The organism is Calothrix sp. FACHB-168, assembly GCF_963889195.1.
Lineage (GTDB): Bacteria > Cyanobacteriota > Cyanobacteriia > Cyanobacteriales > Nostocaceae > Aulosira > Aulosira anomala_A.
In genome coordinates, this window is the sequence record NZ_CAWPNJ010000047.1 from 38313 (window position 1) to 55667 (window position 17355).

The following is a 17355-nucleotide window of genomic DNA, read 5'->3' on the forward strand; positions in this document are numbered from 1 at the left end:
TTAATTGCATCTCTGATGTGATTTACAAACCGTTACCAATTAAAATAAATGGTGCCCAGTAGTAGGGGTGGGAGTAACTACTTTTTCGCTGTTCATTTCTGGGTAATGCACCTGGTTCTAAATAAGCACCACGTTTATCACCATTTTCTACGGTATAATTATCACCTTTGAGCATACTTAATTGTGCTTGTCTTAATGCTTGAGATTTCGTCATTTTGCCAGTAGCAAGATTTTTGTAAAAAAGTTGCATAATTTTCGCTGTACTGGGATCATCAACTTTCCACAGAGAAGCCATTACTGATTTAGCACCATTATTCAAAAAATGATAAGCAAAAGCATTAATTTCTACACCCTCTTGATTGGTGCTAGCAAGTGCTGTTTGACAAGCAGACAGTACAACAAGGTGAATATTTTTTAACCCGACCAAAGTGTCAATCATTTCTGGTAACAGTGGTTTTTTATCCCCTAAAAGCACGTAAGATGTTTGGGGGCTATTAGGATCAAATAAGCCATGAGTTGCAAAATGTAAAATATTTTTATCTTTAAGATTATTTTCTAATGCAGAAAAGCTAAACTTCGGATTTAAAAATGTTTTTCCACTATAAATACCTTCCTTATCACTAGAATCATCTTGTTCTTTTACAATGAAATCTAATTCATTTGGCACATTTTTTAACCCATTAAAAGCAGGTATTGAACCACGTTGAGGCACGGCATCAGAGAGTCCCATTGCTAATACATTAGTATTTTCAGTAGTTAGTGATGGTGATGGTTTGTTAATATCTGTTAAATCTGCTGAAGGTGCGAGATAAATGGAATATTTTTCAATTAAGTATTGATTGCCATCAAATAATGCGCTTGTGGGAATATAACGTGTCACCCTATCCAGTGCAAAAACCAAATTTTCTACAGGGTTGGCTTTTAATTCTGCTTCAATAGGTTTTATTAGCCAGTTATAAAGTTTTTGGCTGGCTGCTTTTATTTTATTAATTTCTTGACCGCCGCAATAAGAAACTTTTTCACATTTTTCCATTAAACCACGAAATTCTTTAACAGCATTTCCTAATTCTATACGCCCAACCGGGACAGGAATTGTTTTGACTACGCCTTCTTTACCGTACAATTGTATATTTAATTGTTGTTCTCCCACTAATGGGTAAATCATCACTGTATTAGGAGTGGCTTCGACAATTGCACGAATTTTTCCGGAATTTTTAGGGTCAAAAAATACATCATCTTTATGACGATTCTCACGTATTAGTTTATCAAGTCCTTTCAATTGCTGAATGTGTTGTGTAATTAGCTCGCTTCGCTTCTGTGTTAATTGGCTACATTGTTGACCGCTTGTTGATTCACATTCAGTAATTTTATACCCCAAAGCGATAATAGACTCGTTTAAAGCGGGGACTTTTCGTTCTGTCTCTGTGAGGGGAATTTGTATTTTTTCGGTAGTACTACTTCGAGTAGTTATAGACTCACGAATTTCTTGTCCTCTCAATAAGTCTTGTACGTATAACGCTTCTTTATCTCTTCCCTGCTTAATTAATAACTCTGCAAGTTGACGATAAATATCTGAAACTTTTACTCTATCTAAATCAAATGTTGAATTCAAAAATGAATTTTGTAATTCTTTGGGTAAACCTTCGATACCGCTACGAATTTCTTCAAGTCTATTAACAGATTCCTTGTAGTAGGTGATGGCGACATTAGGTTGATTTAAATTCTGATAAACTTGTGCTAATCCAGCATAAATAGCTGCATCCGCTCCTTTGACTTGATTATCTGTTTTAATTGCTAAAGCTTGTTGGTAGGAAACTATTGCTTGTTCTGTTCTGCCAAACTTGCGATGTATATGCCCAATTAAAGCTAATGCACTTTTTTCCCAAGCTGTATTTTTTACTTGTCTAGCAAACGCTAAAGATATTTTAGCTGACTCCATAGCTTTTTGCTCATTTCCTAAATCAGCGTAACCAATACTTACTATTGAATTAGTAAGTGCTTCTAATCGAGGTTCTTTAATTTCCTGGAATATTTTTAATGCATTTTGAGCTAAATCTACAGATTTTTGCGATTCATTCTGCTTAAAATTAATTTGACTGAGAATTAATAAGGCAGTACCTTCAATTCGTCTATTTTTGAGTTGTTGAGCTATTGTCAATACTTGTTGATAATACCCCTGACTCCTTGTGTAGTCTCCTAAATTATTATAAATATCTCCTAGAGTTGCTTGAGGTTCTAACATTAAAGGTGGACTTTTAATTTCTTGAGCAATTTTTAAACTTTGTTGTGTTAATTCCAAGGCTTTTTGGTACTCATTGCGAGAGTTATAAATACTGCCTAATTTCGCTAGTCCCATTGATTCAAGAGCAGGATTTTTAAGTTCCCGTGCAATTGCTAAACCTTGTTCAACAAGCCCTGTACCTTTTTGATATTCACCAATACTGCTGTAAGAGTAGCCTAAAACAATCAGTATACCTGCTTCAACAGGACGGTTTTTCAGTTGCTTTACTTGTGGTAAACGCGGTTCTGCTAATGCAATAAGTTTTTGATATTCTCCTAATGCTTCATAGAGAGTAGCAAGTTCTCCAACTGCTGCTATTTCTCCTGCAAAAAACTTATTGTTAGGTGTTATTTCCAAAGCTTTTTCTAGAGCAGTAACACCTTGTTGATATTCTCCCCGCAGTTTGTGGGCACGTCCCATAAACATCAAAGCAAGCATTTCATAATTGGGATTATTTTGTTGTTTCGCTATAGTTAACATTTCTTGAACTGCATCTATAGCTTTAGATGTGTCTCCTACTGATAAGTAACTTTCACTTAATGCAGCCAAAGCAGTTAATTCAGAACCAAGGTTTTTTTGCTGTGTGATGGTTACAACTTGCTGTGCCGTCAATAGGGCTTTTTGAAATTCACCCTGAGCATGATAAACATTTCTAAAAATTACTAAAGCATCACGCTCTAAGCGAGGGTTTTCTAAGCGCTTGGCAATATTTAATAATTGCTCTGCGGTTTCTAAGGCATTACTAAAATCGCCAAGCTCATTATAATTACCACCTAATTGCTGTAATGCCTGTGCTTCTATTTGTGGTTCTTGAATTTGTCGTGCAATTTTTAAGGCTTTTTGTGCAGCATCAATGCTTTTGAGGTTATCTCTAAAAGAATTGCTATATAAAGCAGCTAATTTCAGTAGTGCTGCTGCTTCAAACTTTGGTTTGTCGAAGCTTTGGGCTGTTTTTAGATGTTCATTAGCAAACTCTAATGCTTTATCAAGTTGTCCCATATTCTCGTAACTACTACTTAATCCAGCTATAGCAAAGAGTTGTACTTCTTGGGCATCTTCTTGTAGATATGAAGGTAGTTTACTAATTTCAATTTTCTGTGTTACTGCTAAAGCTTCTTGATTGGTTTTAAGTTCTTGTTGATGTTTACCTGCAATTGCATAATCAGAAGCGAGAGTAACTAGTGCATAAGCTAAACCTAATGAGTCATTTTGTTCTCTTTTAATTACAACTTGTCGTTCTCCAACTTCAATTTTTTTAATAGTGTTACCTTGAGACATATAAATTTGAGCAAGGTTATTGAGGGCACTATTTTCGATATCCCTGTCTTTTATATCTCGCGCAACATTGACAGCCTGCTGTGAGAATTCTAGCGCCTTCTGATTATCTCCTAAAATTAAGTAGCTTTGACCTAATGCGTATAAAGCTGTAGCTTCTGAGGCTTGTTGTTTGAGTTCTTTAGCAAGGTTTAAGGCTTCCTCTGCAAACTCAATGCGACGAGGCAATTCTGCTTTAGCTTGAACAATTAAGCCTCTGGTGTAGAAATTAACAGCTTTTGAACCATAGTGTGAAGATACTAATAATAGACTTTTTAAAATAGCGGGCTTATCTTTGATTTCTCTTTGTATCTTTAATGCTTGTTGATAGTATTCTATGGATTTTTCTTTCTTATCTTGGAAGTTATAAACTGACCCAATACCAATGAGTATATTTGCTGTGAGTCCCTGATTTTTTGCTTCTTGGGCAACTGGTAAAGCTTGTTGGTAAGCTGCTATAGCTTGGTCATACTGCTGCAAATTTAAGTAACTATCACCAATTCTGTCGAGAATCTGTGCTTCTAGTGATTTATCGGTAATTTCTTTGGCAATAGGCAGTGCTTGTTGGTAAAGGCTCAATGACTGCTGATATTGTTTTATCTCAAAATAAGCATCCCCCAATAAATATAGAAGGGCGGATGTTTGTAATTTATTATTGGGTATTTCTCGCGCAATCGATAACGCTTGTTGATAATTATCAATTGCTTTTTTATATTGAGTGAGCGTAAAATAAGTGCTTGCTAATTTTACAAGTAGGCTAGCTTCTTGTGGTTTATTTTTTGATTCTTGCGTTATAGTTAGTGCTTGTTGATAAAATTTTATTGCCTCATCATATTGTTTGAGATTGTTAAAAGCATCTCCTATTGAAGCTAAAATATTTGCTTCTGCTTGGCTAATTCCTGCTTCTCTAATTAAAGGTAAAGCTTGTTGATAAAACTTAATTGCTTGGTCATATTCCTGTTGATTAAAATGCATCAATCCTATCTGCTGTAAACTTCTACCCTCAAAAGCACGGTTTCCTACCTCTCGGTTTACTGTTAGTGACTTGTTGTACCATTCCAATGCGCGAGGATAATCATCTGTGTTCCAATAAACGTTCCCTATTCTAAATAAGGTAAAACCTTCTTGAAACTTGTCTTTTAGCTCTTGGTGTAGCGTCAGTGCTTCCTGTAAAAGTTTCAAACCCTGTTCTTGCTTTTTCAAGAAAACATAAGTAAATCCTATTTTACTAAGAGTCGCTGCTTCACCATTTCTATCTTTGACCTCACGGCGAATTGCTAAGGCTTGTTGTAAAGTTTCGAGCGATTTTTCGTCTTGTTGCAAACTGAGATAAACTGCACCCAGAATATCTAAAGTTTCTCCTTCTCCAGCACGGTCTTTAATTTCTCTACGAATTGTTAAAGCTTGTTGTAAGATTTCTAATGCTTTGTCGTTTTGCTGTAAACCATTGTAAACCTGTCCTATATTATTCAGCGTTTGCCCAATTCCAGCTTTATCCCCCAATTTTCGCCGAATCTCCAACACCCGTTGATAAGTCTGCAATGCTTTGGGATATTCCCCACGCCGAAACTGCTGTACACCTTCCTGAAATAACTTATCGCCTTCTGCTTTGCTATCCGAACTTGTTGCAGTTTGCGCCAAATTATGCTTAATTATCACATCATTCGCCGCTAACCCAACACCACAAGTCAGTGAAAACACTAAACTAACTAGGGCGAATCTCTTCAAACTCTTAGACATTGGTTATTCCTCTTGATATGGCTACAGAAGATTGTTTGCTCAATCTCTTATATTTCTGAGGACAAACCAGGTTATGCCAAAATTTAAAAATGACCTCAGCATCATTACGATACCTTGATGTGGTAGACCGTATAAATACTGGAGATCACAAGCTATTTAAAGATATTGTGAAGACAACGCCAAAGCATACCGGACATTTGCAACAATTACCCCCTTATTGCAATTATCCTCCCAAGAGTAGTATTGTGAGAGCGATCGCCCGTTCTGGTATCCAATCGCGTCAATTCCGTAACCGCTCCAAATTAAACGCAAAAGGCGGTAAAGTCACCTCAACGCCATCCATCAAACTCACACTCACCAAAAACTTCTCATCCCAATGACCAACCACACGGGTAAATATATAAGAATCCTCACTTTCTGCATTTAATCCCGGTTCATCCAAAATACCTGTTTGGTCACTGACCCTAAGTTTAATCCCAGACGGTAAACTACTTAAAGCAGGTGCGCCCAAAATTAGTAACAAACTCCACTCTGGTTCCTGAGATTCCGATAATAAATGCCAAGTCACAGCATACAACCGCAAAGGTATCCCAGCCAAAAGTAAATCTTGATACGCACCCCGCGCTTGTACGGGAATTTCTAAACCCCTCTGTCGTAATTGAGTAGCTATTACCTCAAATTCTTCCTCTGGACTACGTATTGGACGCATTTGGGAAGCATCTGCAAAACTGGGTAACAGCACCCAAGAAAGTGAAGCAGCTAAATCATCCAACTCATCCCATAACCAACGTCCAGCATTTAAAGCAGGTTGGGTAATTAATTTAATTACATCTTGTAGAGACGTAAAAGCAGCTGTTGATTCTGGCTTGGTACTACCCATCTCTAAATTCTTTGTAGCTGCTTGTGTTTGTAATGTGTAAACCCAATTGATTAATTCTGGACTAGTTAAAACAGCAGCAGCTTGTTCCCAAGTTAAAACTTCAGATAGTTCTCGTTTTGGTGATTGTAACTGAGGTAATAATTCCACCAACTGATTTTGTATATTTGCTAAAATCGCAGTCCGATTGGATGGAATTACAGGTAAAGATATTGCTGATGATTCCAAACATCGGAGATATAGTAACAGACGGTCTGGATTACTATCAAAACAAGATATTGGGAGTTGATAATTCCAATCTGACTGTAAAGAACTTATCTGTAAATTCTCTTGTAATTCTTCATGGCTTAAAAAAGCATAAACATTCGCTGCTTCTTGTTCTTCCAACACCTCCACTAAAACATAAAAGTGGGGAATAAACTCTGGTAAATCTACAACTACTCTGGGAATATTCACCATTTCATCGCTCAAGCAACCAGTAGCAATTAAACAGATTTTAAATTTTCCTACTTGTAAATTAGCAACACAACCGATAAAATTTGCTAAAACTGGTTGTAAAATTGTACATTGCTCGCGATTAATAGTTAAAGAATCTGCTCTTTCTTGTAGCCATTGCTCAAAAGCTGATAAAGCTAAATAATGAAGATAAGCTTGCCATTGTTTGGATTCATTAATAATTTGATTACTAAAGATTGCGGCTTGGTCAATCTCATCAGGTGAGAGAATAACTGCTGAAGTTGGTAAAGCATCAAAATCTAGGTAAGACATGGGAGAAATATTACTTAATAAACTTGTCATAAATTTGGTTTAATTTGTTTTTCTAGTTTGGAGATATTCACATAACCGTTCGGCGAAAATATCAGCTTTTAGGTGAGCTTTCATTGTTCTTGATTGAATCTCGGAATTTTCCAGCATTTGGCTAATTTCATTAAACAGAAAGCTTGTCAATCGCTCGTCCAGGTTTTTCAAAGCTTGGATATCAACATATACTTTAGCCTTTTCTTTGAGAGAGTCCTTTAAAATTACCAACATTTCCTGTTGGACATCAGTCCGCAAGTCTTTTAACTTTAATAACTTGGTTACCGAATCTTGCGCTCTCAATCCCAAAAATTCAGCAATTTCTTTCATGGCTAATTTTTGACATTGAGATAGTTCTAAAGCAGTTAAAAACATCTTAGCTTTATCGCCTTTCTTCCGTTCTAAATATCTAACTCGTGACTCTGTAACTTGAGCTAAGGCTTGTTGCAAGCCAAGCTGAAATTGCTGGCGATAAAACTGCAAAAATTCTGCTTGTTCGTCGTTTTCTTCTACAATATTATTAGTTTCAGGAGTCGGGATTTCTTCTATCAAAGAATTATACTTGCTTCCATACACAGCGTCTAGAGAACTTATCTGTACAGAACCACCCCGAACATAAATTCGGTATTCGCGCAATTGAGCAGCCAGCTTTTGTAGTTTCTGACTCAAAATCTCAATTTCAAAAATTTGACCTGTATGCTTTTGAATATCTTGGGCGATAGCTTGTAATTGTTGAGTATCAGGTGCAATACATTTACTCCTCAGACCTTTTCTTCGTTGTTGCAGTCTTTGCAAGCGGTAGACATTATGATAGCTTTCTAAAATAGATTGCGCTTCTTTGATTGCTGCGTCGCTAAAACCACCCTGGCTAAAAATATGAAATTCTTTGAAAATGCGCTCTAATTGTTTAGGTTGAGTATCATTTAAAATTGCCCAATTACTAATTAAATAAACACCGCATTCTAACAAAAATTTATTCAATTCAGGCTGTTGCTTTAATTTCATCATCGCCCAAGTAGTCAGACTACTTTGTTGCGAATCAAAACTCTGGAGAATTTTTTGCGAGAAGCATTTATAAGAACTTAATTTTGATAATTTACCATCATCATCCAAGACATAAGGGAACAAATCGCTTGCAGTAAAATTATGGTTTTGACCAAATTTCCTTTCTAATTGCAGACATCCTTGTTCGAGAATCCAAGATAGAAAACACAGCAAACAACGTTCTGCTAGCAAAGCAGTCTCGCCAGAACTATGGCGATATAAATCTAGCAATTGACGCTGGATGTCTGCATCTGGTACATCATCTGGTGTCAAATGCTCAAATACTTGTGCGTAAAACGACTTCGCCGCAGGTATCTGTTGAATTCTCCGGTTCCCTCCCGCATCAATCCTCACCAATTGCCAATATCTTGAAGCCTCGCTCATAAGTATTTGTATTTATTGGTCATTGTTAATTGTCACATTGCCGATGCTCCTCAACGCAAGTCCAACCATTTTTTGAGATTCCATACTGAGTACCTGATTTAACAGTTATCTTGAGCCTTCATTTTTTAGTACTTCTGAGGAAATCGACCTTATGCAATTTTGCGCCAGTCTCTGCTTCTGAAAAATTGCATTTGATTTTCAGTCTAATTTTGGCAGATAGAGGTGGGGGCGCTGATACTTGCGCCCTCATGAAATCAAAAATCTCAATACCCAGATATTATCCACTTTTTGCGATCGCCTATCTACCTTGAAGGAAATGCTTGTTGTGACTAATGATACAACTATGGGTACATAGCTACAGAAACTGATAAAATCGACTCATATTTTAATTTTTGGCTGGTAAAAACCAAAATTTATCAATTGTTTACAATTTCTGGAAAAATCTTGGCAGAAATTTCGTGATTAATACTCTTGTGGTTTTTTACGATCAACATACAAGCTGGACTAAACACTTATTACTATTTTCGACAATTTACTAGAACATGGATTTCATCAACCAAGCACAAAAGTTAGCATCTCAGGTTAGAGAGAAAGTTCAGGAAGTGGCAACTAATGCAACTAACAGTCTAGATGAAGTGGTTGATGGAATTAAGAATACTACTGTAGAGATTACCACTTCAAGCATTAATGCAGTCGCTGATTTGCAAGGATTATCAACTACAGCAGCACAGCAAGGTCTTCAAACTGTACAAAATGTTAGTAAAGCATTTGAAGCAGCTGCTATTGGGGCTACTACCTCTAGTCTAGTGATAGCTGATGCTCTGCAAAACTTGCCTTCGACAGCCACAGAATTAGCGGCAGAAATGCCCAAGATTGCCAATAGGTTGAGGTATCGTGCTGGTTTAAGAGTTGGCGACTCTCCGCGCTCAGACTCCGATGTCATCAAGCTTTTTGAGAAAATTCCTGGTACATCAAAGTTGGGAGCCAACGAACGGACTATTCGTCAATTTCTCAGTGATAAACATGGTAGTCATATTATCCCACGCTCGCAGGGTGGCTCAAATGGATCTGACAATATTCTTTGGGAAGTAAGTGTTGATAATCTCCGTCGCGGCGCGGAAGTTATGACTGTTGGGGAGCAGTTCTATATCCGGGTTTATAATGCTGTAGATTCTATCGTCAGCAATTCTGGAACAATTGCTAGACTTGGCATTACTGCAACAGGAACCGCCATTCTCACCCAAGTTATAGTGACAGCGATTTCATATTCTTTGGATCTTTACCGAGGCGACATCACTGTTGAAGAGTATAAAACTTTAATTTTAGAAACGGCAAAAGCAGCAGGTATTGCTACACCAATTGTTTTTCTGGTGTTGGTAGCTGTGTTGGCTCTATTTCCAGAATTTACGGTTATATTGTCAGCACCAGTGGTAATTGCAGGCTTCAATGCCTTATTTGGTATGAGTATTGCTGTACCGATCATTCAATCGTTGGTTCTCCATACCCAAGCTGGTGGTTTTGGCAATGAAGCTGCTGAAGCTTACAAAGGTTTGTTTGGTGATTCTGGTGATTCTGCACTTGCTTGACTGACAAAAATACTTTGTTGTGAGGTAATAAAACAAAGAAGTTTTATGCTTTGATTAATTGCTGGGAGTCCAAATAAACTCTCCGGTTTTATTAATATAGCCAGCCTAAACCTCTTCCCTTTGTTCCTCGATGGGTATACCATCTTCCACCGCAGCATGAACGAAAATTGCCGATTCGGTTTCATGATAATAGGGTAGATGACTAATCCATTCTAAAAATTCGTCATAGCTGTCGCTAAATTGTAATTTGACAATTTCCTGGGAGTAGGAAAGAGTTTGCCTGAGATGTTTGCGTTCGTGATTACCCATCAATACAATAGTGTTGGGGCGATTTTTGAGAAAATCATACACCTTGACTGAATCAGCACCGCGATCGACAATATCCCCCAAGGAGACTAAACAATCTTCTTCTGTAATTTCTGCTTTGGCTAATAGTTGAAGCAGTTCTGTATAGCAACCATGAATATCGCCAACTACAATTGTTCGCATAACTCAAGTTCAATCGAATAAATTTAGTGTAGCATTAACATGCTACTTATTGTAATACTTGGTGAAAAGTTGCGGAGGTATGAAAAGCCAGCAGATGATTCGTTGCAGGCTCCGCAGGAGCATCGCAGAGCAACTTGTAATTGCTCTATTTACATTCTCGCAATTTCGCAGACGGGGATTTGCTCGCAAATTACTCGCGTTAAGATTGTCGTGGAATGCAAGATTGCAAGATAGACCGTTTGTAATGTTTAACAGAATATTGCAGAAATTATGATGAAAATGAATAATACTGAAAATAAAATTTCTAAAACAAAATTATTTCTATTAGATTTATCAAATAATACAGAGGCTAATCATGAATTAAATTATTTACTTAAAAACTTTTGTGGTACAGTTATCAAAAGTTTATCTGATATCAACATGAATTTACAGATAAACAAATTATTTGCTTGCGGTGATATTAGTAGTTTAAGTAATACTTGCTTAAATATATACATTATAAAAAAATTGTCTTTTAACTATGAAATGCTAAATAACCCAAGTTTAAAAATGATTAAGATTGGTCAGGTACCTATCATTATAAGTCAAGCTGGCGTTTATTATAGACAATTATTTAATGATGACACAGATTACTTCAATATGATAAAAACTGAACATACTTTTCAAGAATTAACAGAATCTAATAAGCCTGGAATCGCCTTGAGAAAAGGTATATATCTTACGGAAGTAACTAAAGAAATAAATAGTGAATATGTAGAAAAAGAAAGACTTTACTTCAGACTGTTAAGATGTTCTAGTAATTTTACTGGACCCACTGATAACTTTCGCGCTACAGATTACAAAATAATGAATGCAATAAACCATGCAGCAGAAGATGTCTTTGAGCGAAAAATAAAACTAAATCACGTACTAGCTCAGGTTTACGAAAATAAAAGCAGAGATGAATTAACTCTTAAAAAAAGTAAAGCAAAAATAAAAGCACACTCTGACAAAACTAAAGATATGCCAAAAGAAGCATTGATTGCGTTTTGTACATTTTACGATCGAGAGGGTTTTCAACATCTAAAACCTTCAATTAAAGATAGATACGATTGGTGCAACAAAAATATAAGCGGATTAGCAGCACTGCATTTTAAATTAAAATCAACAATTATAGATACAAATCTAGAAAAAGAATTTACAGTTGTATTATATCCAAATTCTGTATTTATCATTCCATTGTCTACTAATAGATATTATACTCATGAAGTAAAACCTTCTATTTTGAATAGTGACAAAATACCTACTAGACTAGGTTATGTGGCTCGTTGTTCAAATGTAGAAGCGGTGTATTTTAATAATCAAACTTATATTATAGAAAATAAAGATTTAATTAAATTAGAAGCAATAACAGAATCTAAACAACAAGATTTGAAAGAAACTTACTATGAAGAAAACTGTACTGAAAAAATGGTAGATTATGGAAAAGTTGATTTCAGTATGAATCTAGGAGATTATCAAAGACCTATATACTAATAAAATAAATAAAATCTATGAAAACAAAAGATTTTCATGTTTTTAGACTGGACATTGATGACAATATATTTGAGCTACTAACTAATTTAATTGAACTTGAAGATATTAACAAAGGAAGAAAAGGTGGTGTATTAGTTAAAAGTGAAGAGCGGGGAATTCCAATTGTTAGAAAAACCACTAATTACAAAAACCCAGCATCTCATTTTACTCAAATACATAATACCATCATAGAAAAATTAAATAAACAAATTCAACAAGAGACAAAAATAAAGCCCTTTGAGTTTAATAATGCATTAATTGAAGTCTATGATAGAGAATATTATAAGATGGGTTATCACTCTGATTTGGATATGGACTTAGAGGATGATTCATTCATTGCTCTTTTTTCTTGTTATGAAAATGCATCGAACTTATCAACCAATGCTTTAAGAAAATTAAAAATAAAGAGTAAGGCTACTTCAGAGGAATTTGAAATAAGCTTACCAAACAACTCTTTAATATTATTCTCATTAAAAACCAATCGCGAATTTGTACATAAAATTATTTTAGATATTTCCAAAAATGAGATTACAAAGTTTGGCACAAATCGATGGTTAGGGCTTACCTATCAAAAATCAAAGACATTTATAAAATTCAAAAATGGATTGCCATTTTTAACTAATGGTAACTTACTAAGAGTGGCAAATGATGAAGAAAGAGAGGCTTTTTATAAGTTAAAAAAGCAAGAGAATGAAGTTGTCAATTTTAATTATCCAGAAATAAATTATACATTAAGTATAGGTGATACTTTAGAACCAATACTGGTATAAGGTTCTGGCTAGAATTGCAGAAACCTTATGAGGAGAAAGAAAATATATCTCCACATTACCGTTCTCCGTCAATGGGAACCTACTTGTTTTACTTCTCCGTTCATGGTTAAAGTTTGGACAGTATCAAATGGGTCGTAATGTCCTCTTTCCCAGCCTCCATTTTGGAAAATAAAAGATAGATAAACCCATTCCTTATGAGCATCTTGGATGACAAGGTTATCGCCCTCTTGGGGTGTATAGTCAACATCAAAGCAATTTCTGTAATTGAGATTGAGCAAAACCCATTCGTCCGTTAGTCCTTTGCCTATATCCGCCGCAGGTAACTCGTATAGCCCTTCCATTAGCGGCTCGTCGTCGCTTTTATATCTTTTAAATGTAGATAAATACCATCGATATACCTTGGGAATCATTGGTTGCTCCTGTTTATATCGCCTCGAATTTTTGTTATGCACAATAGGTTTTTCTTTGTCCTTACAAGTGCATAAAATAAATCCTTTGTCAAAGTCGCACATAATTGTAGATACTGAGATTTGAAGTTTTTTACTATGCTCATTGTAATTTTTTTGTATAGTAATTTTGAACCAATTAAAAGCAATACGAGTAAACAGTCGCAATGAAACAATTGATACTTGTATTAGGAATAGGAATTTTACTTATACCTGTAAAAGTAACTTGCGGTTTTCCTGATGCAGCCTGCGCTCAACCACCATTGCCTGGAACCAATAGTCAAGTTAGATATTACTACGAATATGAACCACTGGGTGTAATGCTAGTAGAGTTAGTGATTCAGAAAAACTTGCCGTTTTATTACTCCAGTGGAACTGAGGATGTGTACTGAGTTAAAAATATTATTGGTTAACCCTAAGCCTTGTTTCGGGGTGGTTATTTTGTATTGGTGGGATTGTATTAAGCAATTTCCCTTTTGGAGATGTTACGTGTTGGCGTTAGCTTCGCTATACTGTGTAAACGCATAGCGTGTCGCTTGCGACTCAGCCTCTCGGTACGAGAATCGCTTTTGGTAAAAATTTAATCATCAACATTAATAATCAGTCCAGTGGGTACAATTCTATTGGGATTAATAAGTGGACTTTGGGGATAAGTACACCTGTTACCAGGCTAAACTTCCAATTCCTTCATGATTTGCAACCACTTATCTGGTGTCGGCAGGGCTTGTTGGAGAAATTGGCTTGTCAGATTGCTGGCATTAGCTTGATATAGTAGGGTGGCATAGCTAAAACAACGAGCTGGTTTTTTGAACCCATCGTCACCATAAACAGAAATCAATTCCGCCAGTTTTTCCTCTACTTTCAAGATTATTTTGGGAGCAAGGGCAAGTAAATCGTACATCCACTGTTCCTTCTGGGCAATAAAAGCCGATAATTCTGAATTTGCCGAATTTCTAAACTCATCACAAATCGCCTGAATTTTTTCCCACTTATAACTACCCCAGGGTTTAGCCTTCATCACTGGCAATTGCCATTTAACTATCTCTTCTTGCCAATAGTCTTTAGCTGCTTGTACTTGAACAATTTCAAAACTAGGTAAAATTAGGGCTGTCAATGTCCCACCATGACAGGCTCCAGTATCAATACCGTAGGTTTTTTGGGGAATTATGAGGGGATTATCTCCAACAACGCGATGACCAAAAATTACTGGCTTTACACCAGTATATAACTGACTCCAAGAAGTATCTCCGTAGCGTTTTCCCAGGTGTTTTTCACCCGCAGTGCAACCACATAAAACCTCTTCCCTTTGTTCCTCGATGGGTATACCATCTTCCACCGCAGCATGAACGAAAATTGCCGATTCGGTTTCATGATAATAGGGTAGATGACTAATCCATTCTAAAAATTCGTCATAACTGTCGCCAAATTGTAATTTGACAATTTCCTGGGAGTAGGAAAGAGTTTGCCTGAGATGTTTGCGTTCGTGATTACCCATCAAGACGATAGTATTAGGACGATTTTTGAGAAAATCATACACCTTGACTGAATCAACCCCCCGATCCACAATATCCCCCAAGGAGACTAAAAAATCTTCTTCTTTAATTTCTACTTTGGCTAATAGTTGAAGCAGTTCTGCATAGCAACCATGAATATCGCCAACTACAATTGTTCGCATAACTCAAGTTCAATCGAATAAATTTAGTGTAGCATATATACTACTTTTGTAGTGCATAGGCAAAAGTTGTGAAGATATGGAAAGCCAGCAGATGAGAAATAAAAAGGTTGTTAATTTTATCAGTGGACACCTTGATATAACTCAAGCAGAATTTGAGATGCATTACCGTCCTTTGATTGATCGCGCGATCGCTCAAAACGAATGTTTTGTTGTTGGAGATGCTCCCGGTGCGGACACCCTAGCGCAACAATATCTTTGGGGACGGACAGAGGCAGTAATTGTTTATCATATGTTTACCAGTCCTCGCAACAATCCAGGATTTTCAACCCGTGGTGGATTTCAAAGTGATTTAGAGCGAGATACACAAATGACGTTGGATTCTGACCGAGATATAGCTTGGGTAAGACCTGGAAGAGAGCAATCGGGTACACAAGCAAACTGCGATCGAAGAAGTTTACTAATAGTTTGACGTAAAGAAGCATACCATCATTAAAATACTGAAAATCCTAATAATAATGGCTTTTACCAACTGTCAACTGCCTGCTTATCAAAATTAATAATCACTTCAGTAGATACAATTAATGATGTGATTTTCGCCTGTGGAATAAATAGTTAGGTAAAAATGCAGTATATATCTTCGGCAATTTATTTTTCTATTTTGGTAATGATGGTAATAACGCCATTTGCAATGCCCTTTTTGTTAAGGCGGAAGGGTTATATAACTAGTTTGCTATTAAGCAGTTTTCTATCTTTGATGACGTGCATACTTCTAGTTACTTTGTTGGCATATTTACCAGATTTATATGCCGAGATGCGGCTTGATTATTTAGGTTTTGATTTTAATGGCTGGTCAGACGAAGACCGACTCAGAAATATTGCTCCAGAATTCAGAGACGAAGCTATACAACTTTATCGATCGATAATGGGCATTGGGTGGACTCTGAAAGCTATTACTGGGGCAGTTTTGCTCATTCCTTATCAAATTGTTGCTTCTGGCTTAGTTTTCATGGTGAGTCAGTCGAAAAAACATGGCAGTTAGCACCTAACCATACCTGAAAGTGGACGCTAGGGCTGTGGCTGTTATGCTAATAATTTTAGTAAATGTAAGATAATGTATCATCGAAATTTTAATTTTCTACTGTTTTTGATTACCCCCTTTCTTGCAGTTGTAATTATATTTTTACCAATTATTCCAACTTTGGAAGATGTTAAATTTGGATTTTCTCTAATTACATGGTTACTTAGTTTTGTTTTTGGTTTTTTATTATTTCAAAAGCCTCAATATTTACCATTTTTAAAAAAGCGAACTTTTGTTTTTTTATATTTATTATTATCGAGTGTGCTATTTTTGTTGATCTCATTTATCGTTTTGATATTGTCTTCTTTTGATGCTCCAAACATTGAAACTGTGACATCTAAAGAATATCCTACAACGGTATATTTATACAACTATACATGTTCTCCACCAGATACTTCTACAGGATGTGACACATACCACGGGGAATTAAAATTTAGACTTGGTTTTACTCCTTTTGTAATTACAAAGTTTAATTGTGATTGTCTTTTTGGGTCACCAGATCGCGTTGGTGAGTGGGTAACGATTCCCTTGGAAGCAAACCGAAATCCAACAGCATCTGCGATTAAAATTAACTTAAAAACTGGCGAATTTCTTCCAAAATGAACTGTAAAACTTTAATTTACGATCCGAATCAGCAAGAAGCAATTACTTTAACTGTTGATCAAAAGCGTTATAAATTGGTACGTTGGAATGTTGCCTATACACCCCAGATGTTGTTAGAGTCTTCTTTGGAACGATATACACAATTCAGCTTGCTTACCATCATCTGTAGCACTTCATGAACAAACTTTATCTATCAGCAACACAAAGTTAGGAAAGCACTATACCTCTTAATCAATGAAAAAACTTATTCAAATCTCAATTATTATAATTCTATCACTAGGTTTGACATATCATTTATTACGTATTGCTTTTCCAATAACCTATATAGTTGACTGTACTCAAGCTAATAAAATCACCAAAATCTCCGATAATTTTATCAGTGCAATTGGTGATCCATCTGCAAAAGAAGCAGAAATTATAGCACAAAGATATATCACAAAAGCCTTTTGTTTAAATGATTTAAAGGGTGATTCCAGCTTCAGCCCTAAACCATATTTCTTTAATGTATCAAACTTAAGTTCTAAGTATCAAATTATTGGTTATAGTGGTGCTGGTTTTCGTAGTCCAGGCAATTTACAAGTAAAATTTGACAACGGGACTCTCCTAAATTTTTGCTTTAGCATGATGGTAATTAACTGCAACCAAGCTCAAGAATGCGATTGTCCTCATGATTTTAACTGGGAACCCAAACCAAAGTAATCGCATCACAACTCAGG

The 17355-nt window shown here is 36.0% G+C and carries 15 protein-coding genes; 9 read left to right on the forward strand and 6 right to left on the reverse strand.

The window, feature by feature from the left end:
- Nucleotides 1-22: 22 nt before the first annotated feature.
- From AACW45_RS26390 to AACW45_RS26400, 3 genes are all read right to left on the reverse strand, one after another.
- Nucleotides 23-5335: a DUF2225 domain-containing protein gene (locus AACW45_RS26390; protein WP_190635873.1), complete on the reverse strand. Its 5313-nt coding sequence runs from the start codon at nucleotides 5333-5335 to the stop codon at nucleotides 23-25.
- 280 nt (nucleotides 5336-5615) lie between these two features.
- Complete coding sequence (locus AACW45_RS26395; protein WP_190635875.1) at nucleotides 5616-7010, reverse strand: DUF1822 family protein; 1395 nt, start codon at nucleotides 7008-7010, stop codon at nucleotides 5616-5618.
- A gap of 9 nt (nucleotides 7011-7019) precedes the next feature.
- Nucleotides 7020-8438 carry a hypothetical protein gene (locus AACW45_RS26400; RefSeq protein WP_190635877.1) on the reverse strand — a complete coding sequence of 473 codons (1419 nt, stop codon included), beginning with the start codon at nucleotides 8436-8438 and terminating at the stop codon, nucleotides 7020-7022.
- A gap of 542 nt (nucleotides 8439-8980) precedes the next feature.
- Here AACW45_RS26400 and AACW45_RS26405 point away from each other — a divergent pair.
- Complete coding sequence (locus AACW45_RS26405; protein WP_190635878.1) at nucleotides 8981-10024, forward strand: HNH endonuclease; 1044 nt, start codon at nucleotides 8981-8983, stop codon at nucleotides 10022-10024.
- Nucleotides 10025-10129: 105 nt separating this feature from the next.
- Here the strand turns inward: AACW45_RS26405 and AACW45_RS26410 are convergent, their stop codons facing one another.
- A complete protein-coding gene (locus AACW45_RS26410; RefSeq protein WP_242045756.1) occupies nucleotides 10130-10513 on the reverse strand; it encodes a metallophosphoesterase family protein in 384 nt (127 codons plus the stop codon).
- Between the two features lie 279 nt (nucleotides 10514-10792).
- Here AACW45_RS26410 and AACW45_RS26415 point away from each other — a divergent pair, with 279 nt between their 5' ends.
- Nucleotides 10793-12028, forward strand: coding sequence for a hypothetical protein (locus AACW45_RS26415; protein WP_199331238.1), 1236 nt, complete (start codon nucleotides 10793-10795; stop codon nucleotides 12026-12028).
- Nucleotides 12029-12045: 17 nt separating this feature from the next.
- Nucleotides 12046-12837 (forward strand): alpha-ketoglutarate-dependent dioxygenase AlkB, encoded by a 792-nt coding sequence (locus AACW45_RS26420; protein WP_190635880.1) that lies wholly within the window; start codon nucleotides 12046-12048, stop codon nucleotides 12835-12837.
- Nucleotides 12838-12905: 68 nt separating this feature from the next.
- On the opposite strand, the gene AACW45_RS26425 is transcribed toward AACW45_RS26420, so the two are convergent.
- Nucleotides 12906-13247, reverse strand: coding sequence for a hypothetical protein (locus AACW45_RS26425; RefSeq protein ID WP_242045757.1), 342 nt, complete (start codon nucleotides 13245-13247; stop codon nucleotides 12906-12908).
- A gap of 203 nt (nucleotides 13248-13450) precedes the next feature.
- On the opposite strand from AACW45_RS26425, the gene AACW45_RS26430 reads away from it, so the two are divergent.
- Nucleotides 13451-13675 carry a hypothetical protein gene (locus tag AACW45_RS26430; RefSeq protein ID WP_190635884.1) on the forward strand — a complete coding sequence of 75 codons (225 nt, stop codon included), beginning with the start codon at nucleotides 13451-13453 and terminating at the stop codon, nucleotides 13673-13675.
- A 278-nt stretch (nucleotides 13676-13953) separates the two neighbouring features.
- Here the strand turns inward: AACW45_RS26430 and AACW45_RS26435 are convergent, their stop codons facing one another.
- Nucleotides 13954-14958, reverse strand: a complete 1005-nt coding sequence (locus tag AACW45_RS26435; RefSeq protein ID WP_190635886.1) for a metallophosphoesterase — start codon at nucleotides 14956-14958, stop codon at nucleotides 13954-13956.
- 91 nt (nucleotides 14959-15049) lie between these two features.
- Between AACW45_RS26435 and AACW45_RS26440 the strand changes: the two genes are divergently transcribed.
- The 5 genes from AACW45_RS26440 (at nucleotide 15050) to AACW45_RS26460 (ending at nucleotide 17338) form a co-directional block, all read left to right on the forward strand.
- Entirely contained in the window at nucleotides 15050-15427 is a 378-nt protein-coding gene (locus tag AACW45_RS26440; protein WP_190635888.1) for a hypothetical protein, read from the forward strand.
- Nucleotides 15428-15712: 285 nt separating this feature from the next.
- Entirely contained in the window at nucleotides 15713-15997 is a 285-nt protein-coding gene (locus tag AACW45_RS26445) for a hypothetical protein (protein ID WP_339381960.1), read from the forward strand.
- A 72-nt stretch (nucleotides 15998-16069) separates the two neighbouring features.
- The gene (locus AACW45_RS26450; protein WP_190635891.1) at nucleotides 16070-16639 is read left to right on the forward strand and encodes a hypothetical protein; all 570 of its coding nucleotides are present in this window, start codon (nucleotides 16070-16072) and stop codon (nucleotides 16637-16639) included.
- On the forward strand, nucleotides 16636-16818 hold the full coding sequence (locus tag AACW45_RS26455) for a hypothetical protein (protein ID WP_190635893.1): 183 nt from the start codon (nucleotides 16636-16638) through the stop codon (nucleotides 16816-16818). The genes AACW45_RS26450 and AACW45_RS26455 overlap by 4 nt, the downstream gene beginning before the upstream one ends.
- Before the next feature lie 55 nt (nucleotides 16819-16873).
- Entirely contained in the window at nucleotides 16874-17338 is a 465-nt protein-coding gene (locus AACW45_RS26460; protein WP_190635895.1) for a hypothetical protein, read from the forward strand.
- Nucleotides 17339-17355: the final 17 nt, after the last annotated feature.